The following is an 18,485-nucleotide window of genomic DNA, read 5'->3' as shown; positions in this document are numbered from 1 at the left end:
TTTTTTATTGGTTTAAATGTATGATGCGTAATTGTAAATTCACATTGCCATTAAATGCATTACGATCTATTTCATAGACCAAATGTACATAATCCCGCATTGGGTCAAATTCAAAACGGCCTGCTGCATTAAAAGCAATTGCATCAAAACTGTATTGGTCGAGTGCTAATTTAAGCTTCAAATGCGTTTCTTTAAGCCAGCGATAATCAACAACTTTAAAATGCCCCTCAAACTGAGGAAAAGGGAATTTTTGTCCCCAAGGCCCCAACTGTTCTATCCAATCTAATGTATTTAGTTGCAAAGCCGAAGCAGGGAGTTCTCCATCCGTCCATAGCGTTGCTTGAAACAAAGATTCTTCCATTGCTGCAATGCAATTGGTAAATGCTGTTTTAAAAGCTTCGAAGTTTTCTTTACGTATGGTTAAACCTGCTGCTGCTGCATGCCCACCAAAATGGCTCACCAATTCTGGATGTTGTTCAGCAACCTGTTCAATCGTATCTCGAATATGCACCCCATCAATTGAACGTGCAGACCCTTTTATATGAATACCATCTTCATCAGGTGCAAACACAATAGTGGGACGATGAAACTGCTCTTTTAAACGCCCTGCAACAATCCCAATCACACCTTGATGCCAGTTTTCTTCGAAGAGTATAAGAGCTTGAGGAACGTCTTCCTTTGAGAGCTGCAAGCTATCTAAAGCAGACAAGGCTTGTTGCTTCATCTCCCCTTCGATTTGACGGCGCTCTATATTTAATTGATTTAACTGTCTCGCGATTGGATAGGCAGATTCCATAGTGTCAGCTAATAAACATTCAATGCCTATACGCATGCTCTCCATGCGTCCAGCAGCGTTAATACGCGGACCTAAAACAAAACCTAAATCTTGTGCACGCAAAGATGAAGCCTCACGGCCAGCAATATCTAGCAACGCCAATATTCCGACTCGGCATTGATGTTGTTGAATACGTTTTACGCCTGCATCGACCAAAATACGATTGTTATAATCTAACACAGCAACATCCGCATACGTTCCCAAAGCAACCAAGTCTAGATATTGAGTGACTTTACTTGTACTTTTGTTTTGCTTGTTACGTAAACTTGCTAAATTGGCCAGTACATAAAATGCAACTCCAACACCTGCAAGCGCCTTACTTGGGAACTCACAACCTAACTGATTTGGATTTACAACTGCTTCTGCAAGCGGTGTTTCTTTAGTGGTTAAATGGTGATCTGTAATAACCACTTGCATGCCCAGTGCATGTGCCGCATCAACACCAGCATGGCTGGAAATCCCATTATCGACAGTAATTAATAAATCGGGTTGATAAGTTTGATGTGCAAGCTCTGCAATTGCGGGGGTAAGCCCATAACCGTATTTAAATCGGTCTGGAACCAAATAGTCGACTTGTGCCCCCATATCGCGAAGCACCAATACCATTAAAGCTGTACTGGTTGCACCATCGGCATCATAATCACCGACAATAACAATTTTTTTCTGCTCATCAATAGCTTGATCTATTAATGCCACAGCAGTTTCTAATCCCTTGAGCTGTGGAGCTAATAAATTCTTAAGCTTTAACTCTAATTCCTGTTCAGATTGTACCCCACGCCTTGCCAAAATTTCGGCAATAAACGGAGGCACGCCCTGAAACTGTTCAGGGCGTGTTAATAAAGGTCTTTGTTTGATTTGTATTTTTGTCATTTAAGGCATCAGTCGGTGCAGCGTCCATTGACCGTCGATTTTTTCATAACTCAAGCGGTCATGTAAACGATTTGGTCTTCCCTGCCAGAATTCATAATAATCTGGTTGCAGACGATAGCCTCCCCAGAACTCTGGCTTATCAAGTACTTCACGACTTGTAACTTGCTGTTGTAAGTCTTGAAAACGTTGCTGTAACAGCTCTCGGCTTTCAATCTTACCACTTTGCGGAGTACTGATATGCGCTGCAATTTGGCTATCACGTGGTCGTTTACGATAGTAATCTGTAGACTCTTGCTCAGCAATTTTGACTACACGACCACCAACTCGCACCTGACGCTCTAGACTTGGCCAGTAAAATAATAATTCGGCATATGGATTTTCTGCCAAATCGATACCTTTTTGACTGTCGTAATTAGTATAAAAATCATACCCAGCTTCTGTAGCCCCACGTAACAAAACTGTTCGAACATGAGGTCTGCCATTCGCGCTTGCTGTCGCTAATGACATTGCATAGGGTTCATGCAAATTGGCTGCTAGAGCATGGTTAAACCAACCAAGAAACTGCTGATGAGGATTAGATTCAACTTGCCCCTCATGCAATTCTCCTTGCTCGTAGCTTAAGCGTAATTCACTTAAATCTTTAATGACATCACTCATGTCATGCACCTTATGCGACTTGTGCTTGTGAACGAACTGAATCTGCTAAATGCTGAGCTAAAGCATTCACTTCTTGCTCATCATCACCTTCGACCATAACACGAATTACAGGCTCTGTTCCTGACTTACGAATTAAGATTCGTCCATGTCCTTTGAGCTGTGCTTCTGCTTTATCAAACTCGGCAACCAATGTAGGAATAGAATACGGATCAAGCATTTGTTCTAAACGTACATTCACAAGAATTTGCGGGAATAATTTAAAGTCTTGAACCAACTCATGAAGAGCTTTATTTTGCTCGACCATCACGGTTAAAACTTGAAGTGCTGCAATAATCGCATCACCTGTCGTACTCTTGTCTAAAGTTAGAATATGACCAGATGGTTCCCCACCAGTAACCCAACCATTTTCTTCTAAAGCTTGTAATACATATCGGTCGCCAACCTTAGCACGAACAAAACCAACATTCGCTTTTTCAAGTGCAATTTCGAGTGCCATGTTACTCATGACAGTACCAACAACGCCTGCTGGTTTTTTCTGAGCCTGAGTCGCCAAGATATATAAAATATGATCGCCATCAATCAAGTTACCAAACTTATCGACCATCACGACACGGTCAGCATCACCATCAAAGGCAATCCCTAAATCTGCTTCGTGCTCAACTACAGCTTTTTGTAGGTTCTCAGGATGTGTTGAACCACAACCTTCATTAATATTTAAACCATCCGGCTCATTATATAAAGCAACAACTTTTGCACCTAACTCACGGAAAACCGAAGGACCAACGCTATACGCTGCACCATGAGCACAATCCACCACAATTGTTAAATTACTTAAATCAAAATGGTAAGGAAAAGTAGATTTACAGAATTCAATGTAACGACCATTTGCATCTTTTACACGAACACTTTTACCTAAGTTTGCTGTGTCATCAATATATAAATCTTTTTCTAATTCGAGGTTAATTTCTTCTTGTAGCGCATCTGGTAGTTTTTTACCTTCGCTTGAGAAAAATTTAATACCATTATCAAAATATGGGTTATGTGATGCAGAAATCACGATACCTGCATGCGCATGTAAAGCACGAGTAAGGTGCGCAATTGCTGGGGTTGGTAATGGGCCAAGCAAATGAACATATACGCCAGCAGCGTTTAACCCCGCCTGCAAAGCAGACTCTAAAATATAACCAGATAAACGAGTGTCTTTTCCTAATACAACAAGTGGCTTATTTTTTGGACTCGTTCGTTTTAATACCTTCCCTGCAGCAAAACCGAGTTTTAAAGCAAACTCTGGAGTAATAGGCATTTGCCCAAATTTTCCACGAATACCATCCGTTCCAAAATAACTCATAGCTTATCTCATTTTTACGCCACTTCAGCCGTGGCTTACTGCATATATGGCAATTCCGCCATATCTCTTTTCGTCAGATTCACTTTACACCAAAAACAAAAAGCCGTCAGTGTAATGACGGCTTTCTTCATTGTTTTGGTTACGAAAATCTAACCAACACGATAGTTCGGAGCTTCTTTAGTAATCGTTACATCATGAACATGTGACTCAGACATGCCTGCTGAAGTAATTTTCACAAATTTCGCATTTTGGCGAAGATCTTCAATCACAGCTGAACCTGTATAACCCATCGAAGAACGTAAACCACCCATCATTTGATGAACGATGTTACCCATTGGGCCTTTATAAGGAACACGGCCTTCGATTCCTTCTGGTACTAACTTCTCAGCACCTGCTTTTGAATCTTGGAAATAACGGTCAGCAGAACCAGTTGCTCCCGCCATTGCACCTAATGAACCCATACCACGATATGCTTTGTAGTAACGACCTTGGAAAAACTCAACTTCGCCCGGCGCTTCTTCAGTACCTGCAAGTAATGAACCAACCATGATCGTACTTGCACCCGCACCGATCGCTTTTGCCATATCACCAGAGAAGCGGATACCACCATCTGCAATTAAAGGAATTTGATCTTTTAGTGCGCTAGCAACGCTGTCAATCGCAGAAATTTGTGGCATACCAATACCTGCCACAATACGTGTTGTACAGATAGAACCAGGGCCAATACCTACTTTTACAGCATCTGCACCTGCATCTAATAATGCTAATGCAGCATCACCAGTTGCGATGTTGCCACCAATCACTTGTACTTGAGGGAAGTTTTGTTTCACCCAACGTACACGTTCAATTACACCAGCAGAGTGACCATGTGCTGTATCAACAACAATTACGTCAACACCGGCTTCAACCAATGCTTCCACACGACTTGGTGTATCAGCACCTGTACCTACCGCAGCACCCACACGTAAACGACCAAGATCATCTTTACAACTGTTTGGATAGCTCTCAGCTTTGCGGAAGTCCGTTACTGTAATTAAGCCTTTAAGTTCGTTGCTCTCACCAACGACCAAGACTTTTTCAATACGGTGTTTTTGCAATAATGCTTGAATATTTTCTTTAGACTCGCCTTCACGTACAGTTACTAAACGATCTTGGCCTGTCATGATGTTGCTAACAGGTTGTTCTAAATTGGTTTCAAAACGCGTATCACGGCCTGTCACAATACCAACAACCTTGCCGTCTTTAACAACAGGTACACCGCTAATGTTATTAGCGCTGGTAATTGCAATCAGTTCACGTACTGTAGTTTCAGGCGTTACAGTGATTGGATCTTTCACCATACCCGCTTCGAATTTTTTCACACGGCGTACTTCTGCAGCTTGAGCAGCAATATCCATGTTTTTGTGCAAAATCCCGATACCACCATTTTGTGACATAGCAATCGCCATACGTGACTCAGTCACTGTATCCATTGCAGCTGAAACTAATGGAATATTTAAATGAATGCCGCGAGTTAAACGTGTCTTTAAAGAGACATCTTTTGGGAGAACAGTAGAGTAGGCAGGAAGTAATAAGACATCATCGAAGGTTAGCGCTTCTTGAACGATGGTCAGCATAACAATCTCACTGGTAAATTCCGTGAGCTATTATAAACAAATTTCAATGCAATTTTCATATTATCTTTGCCTTTTTCAGCAATAGATATAGAGCTTCTCCAAATAATTCCCACTTATTATAGTTTTAACGTTATTTTTTAATCGAGGTTTTTGCAACCCAGAATTTTATCTGGGTTGATCATTAGACATAATATTTAGGTAGGACAACTAAAAATTTGCTCATTCATTAAATCTACGCCGCATGGCAAGGTCTCAATCCAGTCTAAAAACTGATTGACCATTTCTTTACCCATAAATGGACTACCATGCTGAGGCACAATCATTTCAATATCCATCTGGCGCACCATGTTTACCCACAAACGGATAACTTTATTGGAACACATATAGCGTTGGTGAAAAGCCTTCATTTTCATGACGTGCGTATCGAAATCTTTTAAAGGCTGATTAGCATCTTCAACAATCGAGGCACCCATATCGCCAGAAAACAGAATCTTAGCAACTGGATCATAAAACTGAAAATTACCCACCGAATGTAAGAAGTGAGCGGGAACTACCACAAGCTTTGATTCACCTAATTGAATCACTTGACCACGATCTGGCAGCTCAATAAGACGGTCTTCCCAATTCCCTTTCATTCGCTCACTCATAAATGAGGAATTTAGGTGTGGTAAAAAACGTGCCCATAATTTTGATGCAACGACTTTAGCATCGGTATAAACCAGCCAGCGTGGCATTGAAGTAATAATGTCCGGATCTTGATGCGAGGCCATCACATAGTCTAGATTTTTCAAACGTGTATATTTATTTAATTCCATCGTTAATGGAACGTAGGTCAAATCGCCACCCGGATCAATTACAGCAGCACGTTCATGGTCAATAATTAAAAATTGATTGGCTTGGATGCCTTCCCCTTTAACCAAGCTGGTAAAACTAATACATTTATGTACGCCATTATCAAATAATATCTGCGATGTTGTTTTTTCAAACCCCATACAATTCCCCAAAAAAACTTTAAATATTAGATATTTTTATATCCATACTAAAATAAAGGGATTCAGTAACTCTTGCAATAAACTACTTTATTTTTCTAATAATATTTTAAAATTGATTTTGCTTTTCTTATTTTATAAATGAATCATAATGTTATTTAAAATTACCCCACAATAAATTAAAATAATTCTCATTATCAAATTTACTTTTTGTGCTGCTTAGGCCTCCCATGAATCAACCCTTCCGTTTTTCAACATCAAAAACATTGTTAGCAGTTGCTATTTTTACTTCGATGACAGCAAGTCACGCTGAAGAAATAACAGAACAACAAAATTCGACCAGTGTTCTCCCCACGATTTCTGTTAAAGCGCAAAAAGAAAGCACTTCACCTTATGTCGCAACGAAAGCAAACTCTGCCTTAAAATCAGATGCACCCTTATTTAAAACTGCTCAGTCGGTTTCGGTAGTAACCCGCGAGCAACTTGACCAAAAACAAGCAAAAACTTTAGCAGATGCCCTTGAAGGCGTTGCAGGTGTTGGAGCTGGGAAACTTGGTCGTCGTGGTTGGGATGATTTCATTATTCGAGGACAAACTTCTTCTGATTCAGTTTATGTAGATGGTTTAAGAGTAGGCCAAAATACGTATGTTGCTACTGAGTTATCAGGCATGGATCAGGTACAAGTTTTAAAAGGGCCTGCCTCTATTAATTTTGGTTTGGTTGCTCCAGGAGGTATGGTCAACTTAGTGACTAAACGCCCTCAAGCTGAAAGCTTTGCTCGGGCCACTATGACTTATGGCAGCTACAACCTTAAAGAAGGAACGTTCGATTTAAACTATAGTCCTAATAATAGTGAAAAAGGTGCTTTCCGTTTAAATGGTCGTATCTCTGACCAAGATGACCCAACAGATTATGTGTATTTTAAAAATTACTACATCTCTCCCTCTTATAACTTTGAATTAGGGGATAACACTGATCTATCTGTCATCGCAAGCTATCAGCATCGCGAATACATCCGTCAACAAGGGTTACCTGTCATTGGTACATTAAAAGATAACCCTAACGGCGCTATAGACCGAAGTTTATATATTGGCGATCCTAATTTTGGTAAATATGAGGCCGATGTTTACCGTACAGGTTATACCTTTAAATACGCTTTTGATAACGGTTGGAACTTTAATCAGAACTTTGCCGTACAAAAAACTGAAATGGATGGTACCGCTGTCTTTGCTCGCACGGGTAACAACTTTTGGGCAAAAAACAAACAAGGTGAAATCGACTACACAACCATTAGCCGTAAAAATAATAGCCGCCACCAAATTATTGATAATTTAAGCTTTGCCATCGATAACCGTTTCAATAAACAGTTTGATTTATATGGCATGCAACACGACCTTAATATTGGGGTAGATGCTTTTCAGGAAAAAAGTGACTACACCAATGATAAATACGATATTGGCGATTTAAATATCTATAACCCCGTTTACGGTCAAAATGTAAAATTGACTCAAAATGTTCGTGATATCAATCGTCTCAAATATTTAGGGCTTTATTTACGTGACCGCATTCAGCTTAATGACCAATTACTTTTAAGCTTATCTGGTCGTCAAGACTGGGCACAAACTCAAACCACAAGTTTGGTGACTGGCAGTACAAGTAAACAATCAGACAATGCATTTACGGGCAGTGCCTCTGTCATGTATACCCTTAATGACATTGTGGCTCCTTATGTCAGCTATGCCACTTCATTTACCCCAAATAGCGGTACTGATGTAAATACTAATCCGTTCAAACCTGAAGAAGGGAAACAGGTTGAAGTCGGAATGAAATTACAAAGCCCAGATCAACGAGTTCAAGGTGCTATCGCTTGGTACGATTTAAAACGTCAAAATGTTTTAGTCACTGATAGTGCGAATAGTGGCTATAAAGTACAACGTGGCGAACAGTTAACTCGCGGTATTGAAACTGAGCTAAGCGCAGAAATTTTAGAAGGTTTAAAATTAACAGCTGCCTATACCTACACAATTGATGCTGAAATTAGTAAAGATGCAAACGCGAGCAATGTAGGAAAAGCACTCGACAATATTCCTGAGCATGCTTACAGCCTGTCGGCTCGTTATAAATTTGACCCTGCCTCAAAACTTGGTTGGTATGTCGGCGGTGGATTCCGAGGTGAAACCTATAAAACTATGGATAAGTTAGATGTCCATATTCCAGGCTATACCGTATTTGATACAGAAGCTGGCTATGATGCAGGACATTGGGGTGCTCAACTTGCGATCCGTAATCTATTCGATAAAGATTATTATGCAGGTGCCTTAAATGAAAATTTGGTGACTTTAGGTAATCCACGTCAAATTAACTTTACTATGAAATTTAACTATTAAAATTACCTATAAAAAAACGCACTCTATTCGAGTGCGTTTTTTATAGCAGCTTTAAATGCCTTAGAAGAAGTAATACTGTATTAAAGTAGAGATACCTACAATTAAGAAAATAGCGGCACCAATTTTATGAATGAGCGAGATGGGTAAACGTTCAGCCAGTTTATTACCAATAAATACAGCGGGTGCATTGGCAATCATCATACCTATTGTTGTACCAAGCATAACCCAGAAAATGCTGTCATAACGTGCCGCTAAAGCCACTGTTGCAATTTGAGTCTTATCACCAATTTCTGCTAAGAAAAACAAGATAAAGGTTGCACCAAAAACACCAAATTTTTGCCATTTATTAATACTATCTGTTTCATCATCGAGCTTATCTGGAATAAGCATCCAGAACGCCATACCAATGAAGCCAGCGGCAAGGACCCAGACTAAAATTTCGGGGCTCAGCACGGTTGTAATCCACTGTCCAAGTACAGCAGAAATACCATGATTAATTAGAGTAGCTAAAAGAATCGCAATAAGAATAGGGATTGGCTTACGGAAACGTGCAGACAGTAAAAGGGCCAATAATTGAGTTTTATCGCCCATTTCAGCGAGGGCAACAATTGAAGTAGAAATCAGAAATTCTTGCATGTCGTTTCTCTGGCTAGCATAAATGCCTATGACCTACCCCTCCTGCTAGCCAAATATCTGCAGAGTGGTAAATCAAAGGTCTTGCCAACTCGGAAACGATGAGACGTTTAAGCTATGATGACCATGTTCTGTTGAACAATTATGTTGATCATCACCTATTCATTTAGAAATGAATAGCGGCTACTCCCCAATGAAGTATGCGTTTATTATATTCGAGTAGTTCTATTTTTCAAACATTCAGGCAAAAAATTTTATCCACGCCCAAACCAATAATCGTCCTAGACCCAATAGTAAAGCTAAACAAATACTTAAGTTAATAAATCCAAAATGATTAATGCCAGTTACGTGCTGAGACTGAAATTCAAATGGCAAAATAAGCATTGCTACAAATACTTCCAAGCCCATTGTAACGTAGGTCATCCATTCCCAAGGAAAGTGTAAAACACTCACCCACAATCCCATTAATAAAAATACAATTAATAGAATCGGCACCATGATTTTTAAAAATCCTACCATTTATTCTTTCTCCTTTACCGACTAACGAGAAATTTCTCCTCTCTCGACACTTCATTTTTCGTCTTTAGATTAACTTAAAACCAATTAAATTAAATATCAAAATAAAACCCCGCCGAAGCGAGGTTTTAATGATTCATTTAAAAATATTAGATTAATAAAGTACGAATATCTTTAAGAAGTTTCGTAAGCTTATTAGTAAAGCGAGCCGCATCTGCACCATTAATTACACGGTGGTCATAAGATAATGACAATGGCAACATCAAGCGTGGATCAAAGTCCTTACCATTCCAAACAGGCTGCATCGTTGCAGGTGAAATACCCAAAATTGCAACTTGCGGCCAGTTCACTAGTGGTGTAAATGCTGTACCACCAATTGCGCCCAAACTTGAAATGGTGAAATTCGCACCTTGTAAGTCTTTTGGTGTTAATTTCTTATCACGTGCTTTTTGACCCAACACACCCAATTCAACTGCAATTTGCTTAATTGATTTTTGGTCTGGGTTACGAAGTACTGGCACAGTTAAACCATCAGGTGTTGCTACCGCAATTCCCATATGGATTTCATTGCGCAAGAGCACTGATTTACCGTCATCAGATAGATGACCTGCAAACTCACGCTCTTCTTTCAACAAATACGCAACCGCTTTGATAATGAATGCCATAATCGTCAGGCTGATACCTTCTTTTTTGAAGTTGCCTTTTAACTCATTACGCCAATCTTCCAACTCAGTAATGTCAGCCAAATCAAACTGGGTGACTTGCGGAATAAAGTTGTTCAACGACAATTGAGGAATTGATACTTGCTGCAAACGCGTCAGTACTTTTTCTTCCACACCACCAAACGCAGTAAAGTCAGGAAGCTTTGGCAAACCCGAAACCGCTGGTGCAGCCGCAGCAACTGGCGCCGCTTGCGGTGCAGTTAAACGACTCTTCACATAAGCAAAGATATCTTCTTTAACAACACGGCCATGCTCACCAGAAGTTTTAACTTGAGATAAAACTACACCAAGTTCACGAGCAAGCTTACGAACAGCAGGGCCTGCATATACTTTAGCATTTTCAGCTTCTTGCTCTTTCGTTAACTTATCAGCACCAGATGTTGACGCTACAGGCGCAGACTGAGTCGCAGCAGGAGCTGCTGCTTTAGGCGCTGCTGCCTGCGGAGCTGGAGCTGATTCTGCTTTCGCCGCTGGTGCAGCAGCAGGTGCTTGGCCTTCAGCTTCAATTGTTGCCAGCAATACACCTTGTGAAACTTGTTGGCCTGCTTGCAAGTGAATTGCTTTCACAACACCAGCAACAGTACTTGGAACTTCCACAGTTGCTTTATCTGACTCAACCACAACAAGGCTTTGGTCTACATCAACTTTGTCACCAACCTGAACCAAGATTTCAGCAACAACTGCTTTATCTACACCCAAATCAGGAACGTTAATATCAACCGGTCCAGATTGAGCAGCAGTCGATGCTACAGTTTCTTGCTGAGCTGGTGCAGGTGCTGCCGCTGGAGCTTCTGTTGTAGAAGCAGGAGCTTCTGCTTGCGCACTTGATGCAGACGTTGTTTTCACTTTAATGAGCACAACACCTTCTTTAACTGTATCGCCTTCTTTAACTTGAATGCTTTCTACAGTACCTGCAACACTGCTTGGTACTTCTACAGTTGCTTTGTCAGACTCAACCACAACGATGCTTTGTTCAACATCAATCTGTTCGCCAACTTTTACTAAAATTTCACCAACTAGTGCTTTTTCAACACCAATATCGGGAACTTGAACTTCAACCACTTGGCTAGTGGTTGCCGTTGCTGGTTGAGCAGCAGTTGAAGGCTGTTGAGCCGCTGCCGGTGTTGCTGTTTGTTCAGCTGCTGGTGCAGCTTTTGGAGCTTCTTCTGCTTGAGCTACTGGTGCAGCACCCTCAGCTTCAAGTTCAAGCAATACCGTACCTTCAGTTACGCTATCACCTTCTTTGATTAAGATGCTTTTTACCACACCTGCTGAAGTGCTAGGCACTTCAACAGAGGCTTTATCTGACTCAAGCAAAACAAGGCTGTCATTTTCTGCAATGCTGTCGCCAACTTTTACTAAAATTTCAGCAACAACTGCTTTATCTACACCAATATCAGGGGTCTTAATTTGCATGCTTAGTTCCCCTCACCTGTTTGCGTTTCATTATATTCAGCAACTGCCTGAACTTCTGGATGCGCTTGAGGAGCCCATGCCACTGGACGGTCAGTATCTAACTCAAAGTTAGAAATTGCGTCTTTAACTAAACGTGCATCCACTTCACCTTCGTCAGCTAATTTTTTCAAAGTAGCAACAACGATATGTGCAGCGTCAACACCAAAGAAACTACGTAAGTTAGCACGTGTATCTGAGCGACCATAACCATCTGTACCTAATGCAACAAATGGGCGGCCATCTGGAAGATAAGCACGGATTTGTTCGCTATACGCACGCATATGGTCTGTTGCTGAAACAACAATACCTTCTGTACCACGTAACTGTTTAGATACCCAAGACTCTTTTACTTCTTCAGTAAGTGGGTGTAAGCGGTTGTATTCTTCACATGCCATACCATCACGCGACAATTCGTTGAAGCTTGTTACACTCCAAACGTTTGAGTGGATTTGATATTCATCACGTAAGATTTTCGCAGCTTTGATTACTTCACGAAGAATTACACCTGAACCAAGTAATTGGACAGTTGCTTTTTCATCTTTTTCGAACAAGTACATACCACGTTTAATGCCTTCCTCAGCGCCTTCAGGCATTGCAGGATGCTCGTAGTTTTCGTTCATTACAGTTAAGTAGTAGAACACACGCTCTTGGTTCACATACATACGTTGTAAACCGTCATGTACGATTACAGCTAATTCATAACCAAAACATGGATCATAAGATACACAGTTTGGAATAGTGTTCGCCAAGATATGTGAATGACCATCTTGGTGCTGTAGACCTTCACCATTCAACGTTGTACGACCAGCTGTTGCACCTAACAAGAAACCTTGAGCTTGTGCATCGCCCGCAGCCCATGCAATGTCACCAATACGTTGGAAACCGAACATTGAGTAGTACATGTACATCGGAATCATTGGTAAGTTATTCGTTGAATAACTTGTTGCCAACGCAGCCCATGCACTCATTGCACCAGCTTCGTTAATCCCTTCTTGAAGCATGTGACCATCACTTGCTTCACGGTAATGCATTAACTGTTCTTGGTCTTCTGGAGTATATTTTTGACCGTGAGCAGCATAGATACCGAGCTGACGGAACATACCTTCCAGACCAAAAGTACGTGCTTCATCTGGAACGATTGGTACTACGCGGTCTTTAATCGCTTTTTCTTTGAGTAAAGAAGCAATTAAACGAACCATGACCATAGTGGTAGATTGTTCTTTACCACCTGAACCATTTAATACAGCATCAAATACAGATAATTCAGGAATCGCTAAAATTTCACTCTCTTTACGACGTGCAGGTAGGTAACCACCTAACGCTTCACGACGCGCCTTCATGTACTTCATTTCTGGAGAGTTTTCACTTGGGCGATAGAATGGAAGCTCTTCTAACTTATCGTCTGTAAATGGAAGATTGAAACGGTCACGTACATATTTCAAAGAGTCGATCTGCATTTTTTTGATTTGGTGAGTTTTGTTCACCGCTTCAATTTCTTCAGACAAACCGTAACCTTTAACAGTTTTCGCAAGAATAACTGTTGGTTGACCTTTAGCTTTCATTGCTTCTGCATATGCAGCAAACACTTTGTAAGGGTCGTGACCACCACGGTTAAGATTATCGATATCTTCATCGCTTAAATCTTTTACAAGTTCCGCAGCTTCTGGGTACTTGCCAAAGAATTTTTCACGTGTGTATGCACCACCTTTCACTTGATAGCGTTGGTACTCACCATCAACTGTCTCTTCCATTACCGCTTTTAAAGCGCCTGTGCTGTCTTTTGCAAGTAGTGGATCCCAATGACGGCCCCATACCACTTTAATAACACGCCAGCCCGCACCACGGAATAAAGATTCTAGTTCTTGAATGATTTTACCGTTACCACGTACAGGACCATCTAGACGCTGTAAGTTACAGTTAACAACCCAGATAAGGTTATCAAGCTTTTCACGACCAGCAAGTGAAATAGCACCAGTACTTTCTGGCTCATCCATCTCGCCATCGCCAAGATAAGCCCAAACTTTACGATCTTCTTCTTTGATCAAGCCACGGTTCATCAAATATTTTTGAATATGTGCTTGATAAATCGACATGATTGGACCAAGACCCATTGATACAGTTGGGAATTGCCAATAGTCAGGCATTAAATATGGATGCGGATAGCTTGGTAAACCGTTACAGCCAACTTCACGGCGGAAATTACTTAACTGTTCTTCAGTTAAACGTCCTTCAAGGAATGAACGTGCATAAATACCAGGAGCACAGTGCCCTTGGTAATAAATCATATCTCCGCCAAAGCTATTACTGTTTGCGCGGAAGAAATGGTTAAAACCTACGTCATATAATGTTGCACTTGATGCGAAGCTCGCCAAGTGTCCACCTAAATCATCACCTGTTTTATTCGCACGAAGTACCATTGCTAAGGCATTCCAACGAATCAATGCACGAATACGGCGTTCCATATCTTGGTCGCCTGGCATTGCAGGTTGTTCTTCAACAGAAATTGTATTTAAGTAAGGTGTATTGAGACGTTGAATTGGAACATGCTTAGCAATTGCTTGTTGGTAAAGTTTTTCCAACAAGAATGCCGCTCGTTCAGTTCCCATATGTTGTAAAACTGAATCGAATGCATCTTGCCATTCTTGGGTTTCTTGTGCGTCGGAGTCACCGTAAAACGCCATAATTCACCTGTTCCTTGTTCTCTAATCTACTTTGTATTTTTACCACGTTTTACCCCTTTCAAGTTATTGCCTCGGGTGAATGTGGGGGGGCCCTATTATTTTCTGAATGAATAGTCATTGACCGAGCAGTAAACAAAATAACAAAAAAACGCCAATAATGGCGTTTTTTTATACAATCTTTGCGTTAAAAAAGGTTTAGCTTAGTTTTAGATTCATAAATTTAATAACCTTACTTTTTTAACTATGCTTTTATGGAAGCATCGCCAAGTAAGTAGTTGGGTTTTTACGTTGACCGTCTTTTACTACTTCATAATGCAAATGTGGACCTGTACAGCGACCTGTACACCCTACATTAGCAATATGTTCACCTGCAGATACTTGGTCGCCTACACGTACCATTAGACGTGAAGCATGAGCATAACGCGTTAAATAACCATTGCCGTGGTTAATTTCAACATATTGACCATAGCCAGTGCCCCAGCCAGATTTAGTTACAATACCTGGGCCTGTAGCATAGATTGGCGTGCCACTCGGAGCAGCCATATCTAATCCGCCATGATGCTCTGCACGACCACCCATAGTGCGGCCACCAAAGTTTGAAGAAACTCGTACAGTATCAGGAAGAGGGTGAGAAACTAACCAAGAGTAAGAATTTGAAGAAGAGGCATTAAAAGAATTTTTTGCGGTTGTGTTACCGTACTTCTTTGCGAGCGACTCATTGTTGAGTTCAACTGTTTTTTGGCGTAAGGTCACAGAAACTTTCGCACTCGCCGGAAGATCTAAATCATCGGGATGAGTATATGAACCTTGAGATAATGTTTTTGATAGCTGTTCCAATCGATCTGAGTCAGTAGATTGGTTAATTGTTTGATAATCTGCAAAAGCAACTGATGCTGCCGAAGCGGCAAGTGAAAACGCTAATAAAATACGACGCGTGTGCATAAAAACCTCTTGAAACTGTTCTTACTCAAGTTCCTTATGATCTCTTCCTTGATATCGATTGAAATGAACGCTTAAGATTAAGACAAGAATCCATCCGAGAATGACCATGTCTAAACCCGATAACGTTTTTCAACAAACCGGAAAACACATAAAAACAGGAAACCTTACGTTTCTAACAACGCAAGTCGCGCAATGGCAAAGACTTACGAAAATTATCCAACCCTTATTGCCCCAACCGGAACAATGGCAGGTCGTGTGTTATCAAAATGGCTCTTTAATCATTACTGGTGAAAATCAAGCGATGATTAGTCAACTCAGCTATTTACAGAACCAATATGTATCTAAATTATCTCAGCTTGAAGGGTTAAAAGACTTACAACGAATTCAGGTCCGATTGAGAAATAAAAATATTCCAAATGTACCCTCATCTGAGCCATCTAAACCCATTCCCCCGGAAACACAAGAAATGTTACGTAGTGCAGCCGACTTCGTGAGCGACCCTAAGCTTAGCCAAGCTTTACTACGTTTGGCAAGCAATAAAAAATGACGAGCTTTCTATTTCTTAATTAGAATCATTATTATTATGTGATTATAATCACACTTTTTAATGTTACATTATAACATAGCCAAGCAAAGACAAGGACTTATGTCACGCTCACATATGGAATTGGACATTGACTCTCGTCATCAAATGTTACAATTTCATAATTACTCGGATCACTTTGAACATTGCGTAACAACTGATTATTTAAAGCATGTCCTGATTTATAGCCATCAAACTTGGCAATAATTTGATGACCAAGCAAATACAAATCACCAACTGCATCTAAAATCTTATGTCTAACAAATTCATCGGCGAAACGTAAGCCTTCTTCGTTGACGACCCCTGTATCATCTACACCAATTGCATTATCTAAGCTTGCGCCTAGTGCTAAATTGTTTGCCTTCAGGTAGTCCAAATCTTTCATGAAACCAAAAGTACGTGCTTCACTGACTTCATAAACAAACGTTTCAGTCGAAAAATCGATCGTCGCAGATTGATATTCTTTAGCAAATGCCGGATGGTCAAAATCAATCGTGAAATTTAATTGAAAACCATTGTGAGGGCTGAAAATTGCTTTCTTATCATCGATGAGTGCTTCAACTGGTTTTAATATTCTTATGAATTTTTTCGGTGCATCCAGTTCTCGTAATCCACCTTGCATTAAAAGGTAAATAAATGGACCAGCACTACCATCCATAATTGGAACTTCAGAAGCAGATACCTCAACAATCAGGTTATCAATTCCTAAACCTGCAATCGCACTCATTACATGCTCAATTGTGCCTACTTTTATATCTCCAGTTACCAAGTTGGAGCACATAAAAGCTTCTTGAATGAGCAATGCATTAGCAGGGATATCGACGGGCGGATCCAAATCGATACGGCGAAATACAATACCTCCATCCACGGTATGTGGAATGAAATTGATCATCACTTTTTGACCGCTATGAAGACCTATTCCACTCGCTTTTACCACACGATTGAGAGTACGCTGTTTCACCATGCTTTGTAACTTCTTTTTTAAAACCGCTATACGTTAGCATATTTAGTCATTGATCAAAAATAAAAAAAGGCAGTGTTTAAACACTGCCCTTCATTCAATCTAACGATAATTTACTTACGTTGCTGATTTTTCAAGTAATCTTGAATACTCATTGGAGAAGAACGCGGAGTAGAACTTGCTGTGCTACTGACTTCATTATCGGCGTTTTGACGCTTATTAATTGCAGGAACGTCATCTTCATCAACAGATTGAGCTGATTGAGACGATGCATGGCTTACCGTATTACGTTTTCTTGGTTCAGCATCAGCTGCATTACGAGTTAAACCAGTTGCAATCACTGTTACGCGTAATTCATCACGTGCATCTGGATCAAATACTGTACCGTAGAAGATTTCGCCTTCATCAAGGTCAACAATCTGGTTCACAACGTCAGTAATAATTTCAGTCTCACGTAGCGTAATATCATCACCACCCGTAATATTAATTAACACGCCCTTGGCATTAATAATATTTACGTTATCAAGTAATGGACTACGGATCGCTTGTTCAGCAGCTTGACGCGCACGGTCTTCACCACGACCTAAACCAGCACCCATCATTGCGTAACCGCGAGTACTCATTGCAGTTTTCAAATCGGCGAAGTCAAGGTTAATGTGACCACGGTTAACAACCAAGTCAAAGATACTACGTACGGCATTTAACAATACATCATCAGCTTTTTTATAAGCATCTTTCATTGAAATATCGCCATATACGCTCAATAAGCGTTGGTTAGGGATAATAATCAATGAGTCAACATGTGCTTCAAGTGCTTCAATACCACGTTCAGCAGACTTTAAACGGCGGCGGCCTTCAAAGTTAAATGGCGTTGTAACTACACCAACAGTCAAAATGCCCATTTCTTTGGCAACTTCAGCCACAACAGGCGCTGCACCAGTACCCGTACCACCACCCATACCAGCGGTAACGAAAACCATATCCGTACCTTCAAGGTGGTGACGGATGATTTCACGGCTTTCTTCTGCTGCAACTTGCCCTACTTCAGGGTTAGCACCAGCACCTAGACCACGTGTACTTTGCTCGCCTAACTGAATTTTGAAAGGTGCATTCATACAGTCCAGTGCTTGTTTGTCTGTATTGGCACAAACGAATTTAACACCTTGAATATCAGACTGCACCATATGTTGAACGGCATTACCGCCACCACCACCTACACCAAATACAGTGAAACGGGCTTGACCGTTGCCATCGTTTAGTTCATCTTCTATAAATTCAAATGAGGCCATG

14 protein-coding genes and 1 riboswitch are annotated in these 18,485 nt (G+C 40.7%); of the genes, 2 read left to right on the top strand and 12 right to left on the bottom strand.

Annotation, left to right across the window (positions count from 1 at the left end):
• Positions 1-4: 4 nt before the first annotated feature.
• The 5 genes from recJ to H7R46_RS00860 all read right to left on the bottom strand — a co-directional run bounded on the left by recJ (position 5) and on the right by H7R46_RS00860 (position 6,318).
• On the bottom strand, positions 5-1,705 hold the full coding sequence (gene recJ, locus H7R46_RS00880) for a single-stranded-DNA-specific exonuclease RecJ (protein ID WP_005066825.1): 1,701 nt from the start codon (positions 1,703-1,705) through the stop codon (positions 5-7).
• Entirely contained in the window at positions 1,706-2,362 is a 657-nt protein-coding gene (gene pdxH / locus H7R46_RS00875) for a pyridoxamine 5'-phosphate oxidase (RefSeq protein ID WP_002121930.1), read from the bottom strand.
• A gap of 10 nt (positions 2,363-2,372) precedes the next feature.
• Positions 2,373-3,710: a phosphoglucosamine mutase gene (gene glmM / locus H7R46_RS00870; RefSeq protein WP_002121981.1), complete on the bottom strand. Its 1,338-nt coding sequence runs from the start codon at positions 3,708-3,710 to the stop codon at positions 2,373-2,375.
• Positions 3,711-3,859: 149 nt separating this feature from the next.
• On the bottom strand, positions 3,860-5,326 hold the full coding sequence (gene guaB / locus H7R46_RS00865; RefSeq protein WP_002121951.1) for an IMP dehydrogenase: 1,467 nt from the start codon (positions 5,324-5,326) through the stop codon (positions 3,860-3,862).
• 194 nt (positions 5,327-5,520) lie between these two features.
• A complete protein-coding gene (locus H7R46_RS00860) occupies positions 5,521-6,318 on the bottom strand; it encodes an MBL fold metallo-hydrolase (RefSeq protein ID WP_002121869.1) in 798 nt (265 codons plus the stop codon).
• 227 nt (positions 6,319-6,545) lie between these two features.
• Here H7R46_RS00860 and H7R46_RS00855 point away from each other — a divergent pair, with 227 nt between their 5' ends.
• Positions 6,546-8,702 (top strand): TonB-dependent siderophore receptor, encoded by a 2,157-nt coding sequence (locus tag H7R46_RS00855; protein WP_005066821.1) that lies wholly within the window; start codon positions 6,546-6,548, stop codon positions 8,700-8,702.
• A 60-nt stretch (positions 8,703-8,762) separates the two neighbouring features.
• On the opposite strand, the gene H7R46_RS00850 is transcribed toward H7R46_RS00855, so the two are convergent.
• The 5 genes from H7R46_RS00850 to H7R46_RS00830 form a co-directional block, all read right to left on the bottom strand.
• Positions 8,763-9,338 carry a TMEM165/GDT1 family protein gene (locus H7R46_RS00850; RefSeq protein WP_005066819.1) on the bottom strand — a complete coding sequence of 192 codons (576 nt, stop codon included), beginning with the start codon at positions 9,336-9,338 and terminating at the stop codon, positions 8,763-8,765.
• A 15-nt stretch (positions 9,339-9,353) separates the two neighbouring features.
• Positions 9,354-9,539, bottom strand: a riboswitch (yybP-ykoY riboswitch).
• 36 nt (positions 9,540-9,575) lie between these two features.
• Entirely contained in the window at positions 9,576-9,854 is a 279-nt protein-coding gene (locus H7R46_RS00845) for a hypothetical protein (RefSeq protein WP_005066815.1), read from the bottom strand.
• Positions 9,855-10,000: 146 nt separating this feature from the next.
• Complete coding sequence (locus H7R46_RS00840; RefSeq protein ID WP_005066814.1) at positions 10,001-11,989, bottom strand: 2-oxo acid dehydrogenase subunit E2; 1,989 nt, start codon at positions 11,987-11,989, stop codon at positions 10,001-10,003.
• 2 nt (positions 11,990-11,991) lie between these two features.
• Positions 11,992-14,709, bottom strand: a complete 2,718-nt coding sequence (aceE, locus tag H7R46_RS00835) for a pyruvate dehydrogenase (acetyl-transferring), homodimeric type (protein ID WP_005066811.1) — start codon at positions 14,707-14,709, stop codon at positions 11,992-11,994.
• A 249-nt stretch (positions 14,710-14,958) separates the two neighbouring features.
• On the bottom strand, positions 14,959-15,651 hold the full coding sequence (locus H7R46_RS00830; RefSeq protein WP_002121983.1) for a M23 family metallopeptidase: 693 nt from the start codon (positions 15,649-15,651) through the stop codon (positions 14,959-14,961).
• Positions 15,652-15,751: 100 nt separating this feature from the next.
• Here H7R46_RS00830 and H7R46_RS00825 point away from each other — a divergent pair, with 100 nt between their 5' ends.
• On the top strand, positions 15,752-16,198 hold the full coding sequence (locus tag H7R46_RS00825) for a DciA family protein (RefSeq protein ID WP_017387570.1): 447 nt from the start codon (positions 15,752-15,754) through the stop codon (positions 16,196-16,198).
• 97 nt (positions 16,199-16,295) lie between these two features.
• Here the strand turns inward: H7R46_RS00825 and lpxC are convergent, their stop codons facing one another.
• Together lpxC and ftsZ are read right to left on the bottom strand one after the other, a co-directional pair.
• Complete coding sequence (gene lpxC / locus H7R46_RS00820; protein ID WP_002121967.1) at positions 16,296-17,198, bottom strand: UDP-3-O-acyl-N-acetylglucosamine deacetylase; 903 nt, start codon at positions 17,196-17,198, stop codon at positions 16,296-16,298.
• 110 nt (positions 17,199-17,308) lie between these two features.
• The gene (gene ftsZ, locus H7R46_RS00815) at positions 17,309-18,484 is read right to left on the bottom strand and encodes a cell division protein FtsZ (RefSeq protein WP_002121912.1); all 1,176 of its coding nucleotides are present in this window, start codon (positions 18,482-18,484) and stop codon (positions 17,309-17,311) included.
• Position 18,485 lies beyond the last annotated feature (1 nt).

The organism is Acinetobacter sp. BEC1-S18-ESBL-01 (assembly GCF_014169935.1).
Lineage (GTDB): Bacteria > Pseudomonadota > Gammaproteobacteria > Pseudomonadales > Moraxellaceae > Acinetobacter > Acinetobacter pittii.
Note: the sequence above shows the minus strand (reverse complement) of the source record. Positions and strands in the feature narration are given on the sequence as shown.